Annotated in this window: 10 protein-coding genes and 4 tRNA genes; 5 read left to right on the top strand and 9 right to left on the bottom strand. The window is 71.1% G+C overall.

Annotation, left to right across the window (positions count from 1 at the left end; genetic code table 11):
* Positions 1–92: 92 nt before the first annotated feature.
* From ACXNSR_RS18365 to ACXNSR_RS18385, 5 genes are all read right to left on the bottom strand, one after another.
* Complete coding sequence (locus tag ACXNSR_RS18365; protein ID WP_458643058.1) at positions 93–2414, bottom strand: DEAD/DEAH box helicase; 2322 nt, start codon at positions 2412–2414, stop codon at positions 93–95.
* Positions 2415–2692: 278 nt separating this feature from the next.
* Positions 2693–3238, bottom strand: a complete 546-nt coding sequence (locus ACXNSR_RS18370) for a hypothetical protein (protein WP_458643059.1) — start codon at positions 3236–3238, stop codon at positions 2693–2695.
* Positions 3239–3348: 110 nt separating this feature from the next.
* A complete protein-coding gene (gene crcB / locus ACXNSR_RS18375) occupies positions 3349–3723 on the bottom strand; it encodes a fluoride efflux transporter CrcB (protein ID WP_458643060.1) in 375 nt (124 codons plus the stop codon).
* On the bottom strand, positions 3720–4235 hold the full coding sequence (locus tag ACXNSR_RS18380) for a FluC/FEX family fluoride channel (protein WP_458643061.1): 516 nt from the start codon (positions 4233–4235) through the stop codon (positions 3720–3722). Before ACXNSR_RS18380 ends, crcB begins: the two co-directional genes overlap by 4 nt.
* Complete coding sequence (locus tag ACXNSR_RS18385) at positions 4232–4582, bottom strand: metallopeptidase family protein (protein WP_030012899.1); 351 nt, start codon at positions 4580–4582, stop codon at positions 4232–4234. Before ACXNSR_RS18385 ends, ACXNSR_RS18380 begins: the two co-directional genes overlap by 4 nt.
* Before the next feature lie 103 nt (positions 4583–4685).
* Between ACXNSR_RS18385 and ACXNSR_RS18390 the strand changes: the two genes are divergently transcribed.
* The 3 genes from ACXNSR_RS18390 to ACXNSR_RS18400 all read left to right on the top strand — a co-directional run bounded on the left by ACXNSR_RS18390 (position 4686) and on the right by ACXNSR_RS18400 (position 4970).
* Positions 4686–4758: transfer RNA gene (locus tag ACXNSR_RS18390), tRNA-Glu, on the top strand.
* A 39-nt stretch (positions 4759–4797) separates the two neighbouring features.
* Positions 4798–4871, top strand: a tRNA-Asp gene (locus tag ACXNSR_RS18395).
* A 22-nt stretch (positions 4872–4893) separates the two neighbouring features.
* Positions 4894–4970, top strand: a tRNA-Phe gene (locus ACXNSR_RS18400).
* Positions 4971–5008: 38 nt separating this feature from the next.
* Here ACXNSR_RS18400 and ACXNSR_RS18405 read toward each other — a convergent pair.
* The 3 genes from ACXNSR_RS18405 to ACXNSR_RS18415 form a co-directional block, all read right to left on the bottom strand.
* Positions 5009–5854: a cytochrome c biogenesis CcdA family protein gene (locus ACXNSR_RS18405; protein ID WP_458643062.1), complete on the bottom strand. Its 846-nt coding sequence runs from the start codon at positions 5852–5854 to the stop codon at positions 5009–5011.
* Positions 5851–6594 carry a DsbA family protein gene (locus tag ACXNSR_RS18410; protein ID WP_458643063.1) on the bottom strand — a complete coding sequence of 248 codons (744 nt, stop codon included), beginning with the start codon at positions 6592–6594 and terminating at the stop codon, positions 5851–5853. Before ACXNSR_RS18410 ends, ACXNSR_RS18405 begins: the two co-directional genes overlap by 4 nt.
* Before the next feature lie 148 nt (positions 6595–6742).
* Positions 6743–6931 (bottom strand): hypothetical protein, encoded by a 189-nt coding sequence (locus ACXNSR_RS18415; protein WP_458643064.1) that lies wholly within the window; start codon positions 6929–6931, stop codon positions 6743–6745.
* Positions 6932–7735: 804 nt separating this feature from the next.
* On the opposite strand from ACXNSR_RS18415, the gene hrpA reads away from it, so the two are divergent.
* Together hrpA and ACXNSR_RS18425 are read left to right on the top strand one after the other, a co-directional pair.
* On the top strand, positions 7736–11659 hold the full coding sequence (hrpA, locus tag ACXNSR_RS18420) for an ATP-dependent RNA helicase HrpA (RefSeq protein WP_458643065.1): 3924 nt from the start codon (positions 7736–7738) through the stop codon (positions 11657–11659).
* Between the two features lie 81 nt (positions 11660–11740).
* Positions 11741–11814: transfer RNA gene (locus tag ACXNSR_RS18425), tRNA-Asp, on the top strand.
* A gap of 645 nt (positions 11815–12459) precedes the next feature.
* Here ACXNSR_RS18425 and bldC read toward each other — a convergent pair.
* Entirely contained in the window at positions 12460–12666 is a 207-nt protein-coding gene (gene bldC / locus ACXNSR_RS18430; protein ID WP_003949541.1) for a developmental transcriptional regulator BldC, read from the bottom strand.
* Positions 12667–13179 lie beyond the last annotated feature (513 nt).

Genomic DNA, 13179 nt, shown 5'->3' on the forward strand with positions numbered 1-13179 from the left:
TACGCGCCATCAGTTCCCGGAAGCGAGGAAAGGGCCCGTACGGCACCTTGGTGTCGTACGGGCCCTTTCTCAGGGGTTCAGCTCAGCTGCGATCAGCCGTTGCGCTTCCAGCGCGGCTTGTCGTCGCGGCGGCCGCCGAAGCCGCCGGTGGAACCGGAGCCGGACGGACGGTGGTCGTCACGACGGCCGTACGGGCGGTCGCCGCCGCCGGAGCGGAAGCCGCCGGCCGGGCGGTCGTCACGACGGTCGCGGTTGAACGGGCGGTCGCCACCACCGGAGCGGAAGCCACCGGAGGAGCGGTCGTCGCGGTTGAAGCCGCCGGAGGGACGGTCGTCGCGGCGGAAGCCACCACGCTCGCCACCACGGTCATCGCGGTTGAAACCACCGGACGGACGGTCGTCGCGGCGGAAGCCACCCGACGGACGGTCGTCGCGGCGGAAGCCGCCGGAGGGACGGTCGTCGCGGCGGAAGCCACCACGCTCGCCACCACGGTCATCGCGGTTGAAACCACCGGACGGACGGTCGTCACGACGGAAGCCACCACCGGACGGACGGTCGCCACCGGAGCGGAAGCCGCCCGACGGACGGTCGTCGCGGCGGAAGCCACCACGGTCGCCACGGTCGCCACCACGGTCGTCACGGTTGAAGCCACCCGACGGACGGCCACCGCGGTCACCGCGGTCGTCCCGGCGGAAGCCACCACGGTCGCCACCGCGGTCGCCGCCACGGTTGTCGCGACGCTCGAAGTTGCCACGGTCGTCACGCTGGGCGCGGTGCTCCTCGCGGCGCTCCTGCGCGGCGATCTCCGCGGCAGCGGCGGCGGCAGCGGCCGCGACCTCGGCCTCGGCGGCCTCGGCCACCTCGGCGACAGCGGCCTCCGGGTCCTCGCCGCGCTCACGGGCGGAGCGGGCGACGAGGCGGTCGGCCTCCTCGCGCAGCTCCACGGCGCGGCGCGACAGGCGCTCGAGCTGCTTGGTGAGCTCGGCGACCTCGCGCTCGGCCTGCTTGGCGGCGTTGTTCGCGGAGTCGGCCTGGACCTCGGTCAGCGAACGGGCACCGGTGATCTCGGCGACCTCGGGCTCGAAGGCGCCGGCGCCCTGGACGATGTGGCGCGAGGCGTCGACGCCCGCGTCCTCCATCAGGCGGAAGATCTGGCGGCGCTGGTGCGGCAGCGCGAGGGAGACCACGACACCGGACTTGCCGGCGCGGGCGGTACGGCCCGAGCGGTGCAGGTAGTCCTTGTGGTCGCCGGCCGGGTCCACGTTCAGGACCAGGTCGATGCCGTCGACGTGGATACCGCGGGCGGCGACGTCGGTGGCGACGAGCGCGTTGACGTAGCCGTCCTTGAAGTCGGCGAGGACGCGGGTACGGGCACCCTGCGTCATGCCGCCGTGCAGCGCGTCGGCCTTCACGCCGGCCTCGACGAGCTGCTCGGCGATGCGGTCGGCGCCCAGCTGGGTGCGGACGAAGATGATGGTGCGGCCCTTGCGGGCGGCGATGGCGGCCGTGACCGGCGCCTTGTCCTTCGGCTTCACGACGAGGACGTGGTGCGTCATGGTCGTGACGTTGCCCTGCGCGCTGTCGACCTCGTGCGTGACGGGGTTGGACAGGTAGCGCTTGACCAGGGTGCCGATCTCGTTCTCCATGGTGGCGGAGAAGAGCATGCGCTGGCCGCCGCCGGGGATCTGGTCGAGCAGCTCGGTGACCTCGGGCAGGAAGCCCAGGTCGGCCATCTGGTCGGCCTCGTCGAGAACCGCGACCTGGACGTTCTCCAGGGAGCAGGCGCCACGGTTGATGATGTCGCGCAGACGGCCCGGGGTGGCGACGAGGATGTCGACACCGCGCTCCAGGGCGTAGATCTGGTTGCTCATGGAGGTGCCGCCGCAGACGACCTTCATCTTCAGGCCGAGCACGTCGCCGTAGGGCTGGAGGGCGTCCGCGACCTGCATCGCGAGCTCACGCGTCGGCGTGAGGATGATGGCGCGGGGCTTCTTCTTCTCGGTGAAGCCGCCGGCGAGCTGCGCCAGGGTCGGCAGACCGAAGGAGAGGGTCTTGCCGGAGCCGGTGCGGCCGCGGCCGAGGATGTCCTTGCCGGCCAGGGCGTCCGGGATGGTCGCGGCCTGGATCGGGAAGGGGGTGGTGACGCCGTTCTGCGCGAGCTTGCGCACGACGCCCTCGGGGAGACCGAGGTCGCCGAAGGTGATCGAGGGCTCCGCGTCGGCGTCGTCGTCGTCGAAGTCGGTGGTCGAGTCCTCGAAGGACCCGTCGGTGTTCACGTCGGCCTCAAGAGCCTCGATGATCTCGTTGGCCTCAGCGGCCTCGATCGCCTCGGTGACCACGAGGGCCTCGGCGTCGATCATCTCGTTGGAGTCGTTCTCGGGCATGACGGAACGGTCAGAGCTGGAAATGGACATGCGAAATGCGAAACCTTCCGGAGTCTCGGCACGCGCCCAAACTCCGTGAATCGCAAATCGACCGCCTCAATGCGGTCAGCCACGGCTAGGGAGAGTACGCGCCACACGGCGCTCTTCGGATTCGGCGCCGGGCAATGGGATCAAACGATCTATAACCATACGCACCCTCCCCGGGGTCTGGCAAGTCGCTCCCGCAGAAACGTCCCTGACCTGCGAAGACGCCCCCGGCATCGGTTCCGGAGCGGGCCCTGCCGGACCCGGCCGGGCGCCCCCCGGGCCTACAGCTCGGGGATCGGCTGGGTGGTCGGCTCCGGCTGCGGACTCGGCGGTGCCGGCGTGGGTTCCGTCACAGGGGGAGTCGTGGCGGGGGCCGCCGGGGTCGGGCTCGCCGACTGCTGCCCGCCGGCCGAACCGCCCGGGCCGCCGGATCCACCGCCCGACCCGCCCGACCCTCCCGTGGTGGGCTGCTGCGGACCCTGTCCGCCCGCGCCGCCGCCCGGTCCCGCCGTCGGCGCGGGCACCCCCGGCCGGCCGCTCGGCGCACCCGGGCTCGGCGAGGCCCCGGTCGCGCCGGAGGCCTTGCCGTCCTCCTTGGGCCTGCCGTCCTGGCTCCCCGCCCCCTCCTTCGTGCCGTGTCCGTTGCCTCGGACGCCGGAGCCCCGTCCCGAGACGGTCCCCGCGCCCGCCTCGGCGCCGCTGCGGCGGTCCCCCGGAGCGGAGGGCCCGGGCTTCGCCGCGTCCTGACCGACACTCATGCAGCCGGCCGTCGCCGCGACCGCGAGCGCGGTGACGGCCAGTCGGAGGGAAGCGGACAACTGGCGCACGGGGGCACCTCCGGAGCCTGAGGGTGAACTTTCCGCATGAGCGGGTCAATGTGCCCAACTCCCTTTGACCCGTAAGGGACACGCCCTCCGGCGAACCCCGGGCCGCGCCCTCAGCCGAAGAGCTGCCGCGCCACCTGCGACCCGAGGTGCACCGCGCCCAGCCCGACCAGGACCGACATCACCACGTTCGCCGCGGCCAGGAACCCCCGGCCGCGCTCGGCCAGCCGCAGCGTCTCGTACGAGAACGTCGAGTACGTGCTGAGCGCCCCGCACAGACCGGCCCCGAGCAGCAGCTGCAGCCGCGAGGAGGCGGCTCCCGCCAGCGCCGCCCCGGCCAGCGACCCGAGCACCAGGCAGGCGGCCGCGTTGACCACGAAGGTGCCCCAGGGGAAGAGGGAGTCGTGCCGCGCCTGCACCGCACGGTCCAGCAGGTAGCGCAGCGGCGCGCCGACGGCCGCACCCGCCACCACGAGCAGCCAGTTCACCGCGGAACCCGCCCGCGGACCGCGAGCCGGGTCGCCGCGGCCGCCGCCCACACCGCGCCGAGCGCCGCCACCACCGTGAGCCCGCCGTAGGCCAGCGCGGTCCGCGTCTCCCCCTCGTCCAGGAGTCGCGAGAAGTCCACCGCGTAGGTGGAGAAGGTGGTGAAGCCGCCGAGCACGCCGACGCCGACGAAGGGCCGCAGCAGCGGATGGGGGGCCGTCCGGCCGCCCTCGCTGATCAGCACCATGAGTACGCCGATCAGCGCGCTCCCGGAGGCGTTGATCCACAGGGTCGCCCACGGGAAGGCCCCGGGCCCGGCCGGCCACAGCAGGGAGATCCCGTACCGCGCCGCGCCCCCGATCGCACCGCCGGCCGCCACCGCCGCGAGCACCCGGCCCTGCGGTTCGGCGCGCTGCGCGGGTACGTGCAGGTCGACGTCCGGATCGATCGCCTCCGCCGCCACCCGCGCCGCCCGCTCCGCCCCGCCGCCGGGAACCGGGACCGGCCGGGTCACCCGTACCCCAGCGCGTGCAGCCGCTCGTCGTCGATCCCGAAGTGGTGGGCGATCTCGTGCACCACGGTGACCTCCGTCTCCGCGACCACGCTCTCCCGGTCCTCGCACATGCGCAACGTGGGATTGCGGTAGATGGTGATCCGGTCCGGCAGCACCCCGGCGTACCACTCGCCGCGGTCCGTCAGCGGAGTCCCCTCGTACAGACCGAGCAGCTCGGGATCGTCGGCGGGCGGCTCGTCCTCGACGAACACCGCCACGTTGTCCATCAGCCGCGTCAGCTCCGGCGGGATCCGGTCCAGGGCCTCTGCGACGAGCTCCTCGAACTCCTCGCGCGTCATCTCCAGCACCCGGCCATTGTCGCTCCGGGGGAAACCGTTTTGGCGATAGCTCCCCGGATCCCATATGCTTCTCACGTCCCCGACGCGCTGAGAAGTGCCCGGCGGGCCTTTAGCCCTCATCGTCTAGTGGCCCAGGACGCCGCCCTTTCAAGGCGGTAGCACGGGTTCGAATCCCGTTGGGGGTACGCATTACCGTGTGCAAGACTTGTTCTCGCACACTGCAAGGTCCTGTGGAGCAGTTGGTTAGCTCGCCACCCTGTCAAGGTGGAGGTCGCGGGTTCAAGTCCCGTCAGGATCGCTGAAGCCGGAAACGGTTTCGTGGCTGGGTAGCTCAGTTGGTACGAGCGATCGCCTGAAAAGCGATAGGTCGCCGGTTCGACCCCGGCCCCAGCCACCATCAAGAAGGCCCCGTCCATCGGACGGGGCCTTCTGTGGTTACTCCCCCTCGGTCTCGGCCGACGCCGCGCGCTCCCTGCGGCGCCACTGCACCACACCGACGGCCACCGCCCCGGCGGCGACCAGGGCGAGCAGCGCCCCGTCCGGCACCGCCTCGGCCAGCGAGCGGACCCGCTGCTCCACGGCGAACGAGTCGTCCACGTCCAGCAGCCCCGGAAGCGCGCTCGCCCCGTCGTAGGCGAGGAACAGCGCGCCCAGGGTGATGAAGAACAGCCCGGACAGCAGCGAGGTGGTGTGCAGCTCGAAGCGGCCGAGGCGCAGGGCCCGCCCGCGCAGCCAGCGCCGCCTGCCCAGGTCGAACCGCTCCCACAGCAGCGCCAGTACGAACAGCGGTACGGCCATCCCCAGGGCGTAGACCGCGAGCAGCAGACCGCCGTAGACGGGGCTGCCGCTGACCGCCGCGACGGTCAGGACGCTGCCCAGGATCGGGCCGGCGCAGAACCCGGCCAGCCCGTAGACCGCCCCGAGCGCGTACACCGACAGGGCGGTGGTCGGCCGGATCCGGCCCGAGAGCTCCGAGATCCGCTTCGGGGCGAAGCCGAGGCCCAGGATCTGCGCGAGGCCGAGCGCGATGATCAGCCAGCCGCCCGCCAGCACCAGCTGGTCCCGGTTGCTGTGGAAGAACCGCCCCGCGTACGAGCCGGCCGCCCCCAGCGGTACGAGGGTGCTGGCGAGGCCCGCGTAGAAGATCCCGGTACGCGCCAGGAGCCGCGAGGTGGAGTCGATGGAGTACGCGAAGAAGGCCGGCAACAGCAGGGCGCTGCAGGGGCTGAGCAGCGCGAGGAGGCCGCCCAGCAGGGCGGCCAGGTATCCGATGTCGGTCACTGCTTCGCCGCCTCGGCCTTCGCCCGGGCGATGGCCGCCGTGAAGGTGCCGAGGGGCTGGGCGCCCGCGATGGGCTTGCCGTTGAGCAGGAAGGACGGGGTGGAGGTGACGCCGATGCGGTAGCCCTCCTCCTGGTCCTTCTTCAGGGCCGCCGCGGCCTGCTCGCCCGCCAGGTCCGCCTTGAAGCGCTCCAGGTCGGGGACCCCGGCCTCGCGGGCCAGTTCCACGAGCCGGGACTCGGCGAAGCCCTTCTCCTTCGAGCCGTCGGCGTAGGCGGCGGCGTGGAAGGCGTCGAAGCGGTCCTGCTGCCCGGCTGCCCAGGCGGCCTTGGCGGCGGCCTCGGACTCGGCGCCGAAGATCGGGAAGTTGCGCCACTCGATGCGCAGGGTGCCGTCCGCGACGTACTTCTTGACCAGTTCGGGCTCGGTGTCCCGGGCGAACTTGCCGCAGTAGCCGCACTTGAAGTCGGAGTACTCGATGAGCACGACGGGCGCGTCGGCGCGGCCGACGGCGAGCTTGTCGCCGGACTCGCGCCGGGCCAGCGCCTTGAGCTCGGCGGCGGGGTCGGTCCGGGGCGCGGCGACGGCGCCGGAACCGGCACCGGCCGAACCGGTCCCGGTGGGAGCGGTGGCCTTCCAGGAGACGAGGCCGAGGGTGATCGCGGCGAGGGCCACCCCGGCGGAGATCAGCAGGGGCTTCGTGGAGGACTTCTTGGAGGCGGACTTCTTGGAAGAGGGCATGCGGGTGCTCCGGTGCTGGGGTGAGGGCGGGTGGGACGGGACCGGTGGGACCGGTCCCGTCCAGGTCGTCTCTTTCGGATCCTGTCGGCCGAGCGCGCGGCGTCCGGTGCCGGGCGTCGCGTGACCGGCAGGATCCGGAAGGGACGGCCTAGACCCGCATCACGCAGAGCTCCAGCCGGTCGGGGGCCGGGCGGTCGGGGCCGCGCACGGAGGCCCGTACGGGCACGGCCGCGGCCGGACCGGCCTCCTCGGGCGCCGCCCGCACCGGCGGGACCTGGGCGTGCTCGCCCCAGGCGCGCGCGGGGACGGCGGGCGTACCGCCGCGCTCGGGGGCCACGGGGGCACAGGCGGGCCCGCCGCCGCCGGCGACCACGACCGCCCGGGGCCACCCGGCGGCCGAAGCGGGCACAGCTGCCGAAGCCGGGATCCGCGCCGAAGCCGGACCCACGGCGGAAGCCGGCCCCGAGGCGGGAACCGAACCCGAGGCCGGAGCGCGAGCCGGACCTGGAGCGGGAGCCGAAGCCGAAGCCGAGCCCACGGCCATAGCCGGGACGGCCGCCGTGGCCAGGTCGGGAGCCAGGTCCAGGACAGGGTCCAGGACCGTGACCGGCGCCGGGGTCAGGACCGGCGCCGCAGCCGACCCCGCGGCGGAAGCCAGGGCCGGAGCCGAAACCGGACTGAGGGCCGGGGCCGGGGCCCCGACCGGAGCCGGAACCAGCGCCCGCGCCCGCGCCGGGGCCGGAGCCAGGACCGGGGCCGAAGCCAGACCCGCGGCGGAAGCCGGAACCGGAGCCGGGCCCAAAGCCGGACCCGAAGCCGGACCCGGGGTCGGGGCAGGAGCCGGAAGCAGCGCCCGTGCCGGGGCCGGAGCCAGGACCGGGGCCGAAGCCGGACCCGCGGCGGAAGCCGGAGTCGGGGTCGGCGGGCGCGTCGGAGGCGCGTCCGCGGCCGCCGTCATCGGGGCCGCGCAGCCCAGGAGTACCGCCAGTACCGCGAGCACGGCGCAGCCGAAGTGGCGGGGGCGGGACAAGGTGGGCTGCCTCTCACTCGTACGACCGGCGGACTCGTCCCGAAATGGTACGGGTCCGCCCCACAAATGCGTTCGCCACCCGGAGGGCCCAGGTGAGATCCTCGACCAGGTATGTCTACTTCCTTCGCCGCCCTGCAGACGCTTCTCGGTGAGATCTCCCTCCGTGACGCGCACCGCCTCGGCCGCCGCCTCGAAGGCGCCCGCCGTATCCGCAAGCCCGAGGCCAAGCAGGCCGTGCTCGACGAGATCGCCGCGGAGGCCGCCAAGGCCGCCGAGCGACTGGCCGGCCGTGCCTCGCGGATGCCGGAGGTCACGTATCCCGAGAACCTGCCCGTCAGCCAGAAGAAGGACGAGATCGCCGAGGCGATACGCGACCACCAGGTCGTGATCGTCGCGGGCGAGACCGGGTCCGGCAAGACCACGCAGATCCCCAAGATCTGCATGGAGCTGGGCCGCGGCGTCCGGGGCATGATCGGGCACACCCAGCCCCGCCGGATCGCCGCCCGCACGGTCGCGGAGCGGATCGCCGAGGAGCTGAAGTCCGAGATCGGGCAGACCGTCGGCTGGAAGGTCCGCTTCACCGACCAGGTGGACCAGGACGCGACCTTCGTGAAGCTGATGACGGACGGCATCCTGCTCGCGGAGATCCAGACGGACCGCGAGCTGCGCGCCTACGACACGATCATCATCGACGAGGCCCACGAGCGCTCGCTCAACATCGACTTCCTGCTCGGCTATCTGGCCACGCTGCTGCCGAAGCGGCCCGACCTCAAGGTCGTCATCACCTCGGCGACCATCGACCCCGAGCGCTTCTCCCGGCACTTCGGCGACGCGCCCATCGTCGAGGTCAGCGGCCGGACGTACCCGGTGGAGGTCCGCTACCGGCCGCTGCTGGAGGAAGAGGGCGACGACAGCGACCGCGACCAGATCACCGCGATCTGCGAGGCCGTGGACGAGCTCCAGTCCGAGGGGCCGGGCGACATCCTGGTCTTCCTCTCCGGCGAGCGGGAGATCCGCGACACCGCGGACGCGCTCAACAAGCGCAACCTGCGCTTCACCGAGGTGCTCCCCCTCTACGCGCGCCTCTCGCACGCCGAGCAGCACCGCGTGTTCCAGCAGCACACGGGGCGCCGGATCGTCCTCGCGACCAACGTAGCCGAGACCTCGCTGACCGTCCCGGGCATCAAGTACGTGATCGACCCGGGTACCGCCCGGATCTCCCGCTACAGCCACCGCACCAAGGTCCAGCGCCTGCCGATCGAGCGGATCTCGCAGGCCAGCGCCAACCAGCGCAAGGGCCGCTGCGGCCGTACCAGCGACGGCATCTGCATCCGGCTGTACTCCGAGGACGACTTCGACGCACGTCCCGAGTTCACCGACGCCGAGATCCTGCGGACGAACCTGGCCTCCGTCATCCTGCAGATGACCGCGGCGGGCCTCGGCGAGATCGAGAAGTTCCCCTTCATCGACCCGCCGGACCACCGCAACATCCGCGACGGCGTGCAGCTCCTCCAGGAGCTCGGCGCGCTGGACCCGGCCGAGAAGGATCCGAAGAAGCGGCTGACGCAGATGGGCCGCCAGCTCTCGCAGCTCCCGGTGGACCCCCGGCTCGCCCGCATGGTCATCGAGGCCGACAAGAACAACTGCGTCCGCGAGGTCATGGTCATCGCGGCGGCCCTGTCCATCCAGGACCCGCGCGAGCGGCCCTCGGACAAGCAGACCCAGGCCGACCAGAACCACGCCCGCTTCAAGGACGAGACCAGCGACTTCCTCTCGTTCCTGAACATGTGGCGCTACGTGCGCGAGCAGCAGAAGGAGCGCGGCTCGTCCTCGTTCCGCCGGATGTGCAAGCAGGAGTACCTGAACTTCCTGCGGATCCGCGAGTGGCAGGACATCTACTCCCAGCTGCGCACGGTCGCCAAGGGCATGGGCATCCACGTCAACGAGGCCGACGCCCCGGAGCAGGTCGTCCACGTCTCGCTGCTGGCCGGTCTGCTCTCGCACATCGGGCTCAAGGACACCGACAAGAACGAGTACCTCGGTGCGCGCAGCGCCAAGTTCGCGATCTTCCCGGGATCCTCGCTCTTCAAGAAGCAGCCGAAGTTCGTGATGTCGGCCGAGCTGGTGGAGACCTCGAGGCTGTGGGCCCGGGTGAACGCCAAGGTGGAGCCCGAGTGGGTGGAGCCGCTGGCGCAGCACCTGGTCAAGCGCACGTACAGCGAGCCGCACTGGGAGAAGGACCAGGCGGCCGTGATGGCGTACGAGAAGGTCACGCTGTACGGCGTACCGATCGTGGCCCAGCGGAAGATCAACTACGGCCGGATCGACGCCGAGGTCTCGCGCGAGCTGTTCATCCGCAACGCGCTGGTCGAGGGCGACTGGCGCACCCACCACAAGTTCTACGCCGACAACCGCAAGCTCCTCACCGAGGTGGAGGAGCTGGAGAACCGGGCCCGGCGCCGCGACATCGTGGTGGACGACGAGACGCTCTTCGACTTCTACGACCAGAAGATCCCCGCACACGTGGTCTCGGGGGCGCACTTCGACTCGTGGTGGAAGCACAAGAAGCGCGAGGAGCCCGAACTCCTCGACTTCGAGCGCGAGATGCTGCTCACGGAGAAGGCGGCCGGGGTCACCAAGGCCGACTATCCGGACTCCTGGCGGCAGGGGCAGCTGAAGTTCCGGGTGACCTACCAGTTCGAGCCGGGCGCGGACGCGGACGGCGTGACCGTCCACATCCCGCTGCAGGTGCTGAACCAGGTCACCGACGAGGGCTTCGACTGGCAGATCCCGGGCCTGCGCGAGGAGGTCGTCACCGAGCTGATCCGCTCGCTGCCCAAGCCGATCCGCCGGCACTACGTGCCCGCGCCGAACTACGCGGGCCGCTTCCTGGACACGGCCGTGCCGCTGCAGGAGCCGCTGCCGGTCACCCTGGCGCGCGAGCTCCAGCGGATGGTCGGGGTGCCGGTCTCGGCCGAGGACTTCGACCTGGCCCGGATCCCGGACCACCTGAAGATCACCTTCCGGATCGTCGACGAGCGCCGCAGGAACCTCGCCGAGGACAAGGACCTGGAGGCCCTGCGCCTGCGGCTGAAGCCGAAGGCCCGCCAGGCCCTCTCCAAGGCCGCCGCGGCCACCGCCGAGCGGGCGGGCGGGGAGTCGGTGGAGCGCACCGGGCTGACCGACTGGACGATCGGCACGCTGACCAAGGTCTTCGAGACCCGGCGGGCGGGGCAGCCGGTGAAGGCGTACCCGGCGCTGGTGGACGCGGGCTCGACCGTGTCCGTACGGCTCTTCGACACCGAGGCCGAGCAGCAGCAGGCGATGTGGCTGGGCACCCGGCGGCTCATCCTGCTGAACATCCCGGTGAACCCGGCGAAGTTCGCCTCGGACCACCTGACCAACCAGCAGAAGCTGGCCCTGTCCAGGAACCCGCACGGTTCCATCCAGGCGCTCTTCGACGACTGCGCGACCGCGGCGGCCGACAAGCTGATCGCCGACCACGGCGGCCCCGCGTGGGACGAGGCGGGCTTCCGGCGGCTCTACGAGGCCGTCCGCGCCGACCTGGTGGACACGACCGTGCGCACGGTGGGCCAGGTGCAGCAGGTGCTGGCCGCCTGGCAGGCCTGTGAGCGCCGGCTGAAGTCCACGGGAAGCCTGGCACTCGTCGCGAACGTCCAGGACGTCAAGACGCAGCTGGCGGCCCTCATGCCCGCCGGCTTCGTGACGCTCACGGGGCTGCGCAGGCTGCCGGACCTGATGCGCTACCTGGTGGCGGTGGACCGGCGGCTCCAGCAGATGCCCACGGGCGTCCAGCGCGACACCACGCGCATGGAGAAGGTCCACGAGATGCAGGACGAGTACGCCTGGCTGCTGGAGCAGTTGCCGAAGGGGCGGCCGGTCCCGTCGGCGGTCACCGACATCCGCTGGATGATCGAGGAACTGCGCGTCAGTTACTTCGCGCACGCGCTCGGGACGGCGTACCCGATCTCCGACAAGCGGATCGTGAAGGCGGTGGATGCGGCGGCGCCGTGACCGGCGCCGTGATCCGGTTCGACTGCACCCCCTGAGCTGCGGTACAGTCTGATTCGCAGCCGCCGAGCGGCCGCAAATCAAGGACCTGTGGAGCAGTTGGTTAGCTCGCCACCCTGTCAAGGTGGAGGTCGCGGGTTCAAGTCCCGTCAGGTTCGCAGAAACGTCAGGGCCCGTATCCCTCTGGGGATACGGGCCCTGACGCATTGACGGCCGGCACCGCCCGGGCGGCCTCGGGAGCCGCCGTGGGGCCCGTGGAGCGCCCGCGCCGCCCGTGAGTGCACCTCGGGGCCCCTCGGACCTTCCCGGACCTCTCAGGACCTCCCCGGACCTCCCCGGACCCATCCGACCCTTCCGGACCTCTCGGAACCACGTGCGGGCCGCGCGCGGGCGGTCCGCACGACCCCTCGGCGCGGCCCCCTGACCGGCCGTCGCCCGGAATCCCCCGTTCGCATGATGCGCCCGGCGATGCACATCCCCTTTACGGGGTGGATTACCGGATATACAAGAGTGATCATCTGTGACGGGAGTCACCGCATGAGTTTTTGGGACTCATACTTTTATCGCACCCATACGCCCGCTCGATAGAATATGTGCAATGGCACCTACTCCGCCGGCGCTCCGGTGCGCGCTCTGGATCGCCCTGACCTGGGCATAAAAAGATCGCGCTGGACCCGGCGGAGTCCAGCGCGATCGAACGGCCGCGAACCTGTTGGGGCAGGCCCGGCCGCATGAAGCCATGTGGGTTTCATCGGATTGGGGGACCCGACATAAACCCGTTAAAGCGGGGTGTTTACGCGACCTCAGGCCTCGCTGCGCTGCTGCGGAATTCCCGCGAGCAGTGCGCGAACCTCGGCCTCGCGGTACCGGCGGTGTCCACCCAGGGTGCGGATGGACGTGAGCTTGCCAGCCTTGGCCCAGCGGGTGACCGTCTTCGGGTCCACGCGGAACATCGTGGCAACCTCAGCCGGGGTCAGCAGCGGCTCGGCATCAGGGGTGCGAGCGGTCATGAGCGGCCTCCTCGGGAGAACCGAACCATCTCGGTTCTTTCCTCTAAATTCTGCACCTTGGCCCGCGTTGCCCGAAATGGACATACGCGGGCCGAGTCGGTTATAGGACGAACGGCTTGTCCTCGGCACTACAACTACACCATCCGTCCAGCCTCGACGGCCAAACCGACGGAATTGCCCTCCGAGGTGTTCATCAGCGGCGGAAGCCGATGGACCGCCCTATAACGGACAGTCACCCCACTGTGACGATCAGTCACAGAGCGATCAGGAGTCATCAGACCCCCCGTAGAGTGCAATGCCGAGCATTCCGCCCTTAGTTGGGCGGAAGGAACCCTCCCCGGACTCCTTGTCCTATTTTGGCACGAGGGTAGGGGAAGGGCGCAAGGGTGTAGTTAGTGCGGTCCGTCACGCTTGGGCCAATGGCCCGTATCGGGACGAAGGTCCTGGCACTACGTCCCAAATGCCATGATCAAGCCTCTGATCAGCCAGTATTGACCGATCGACCGATACCGG

The organism is Streptomyces sp. NC-S4, assembly GCF_054353315.1.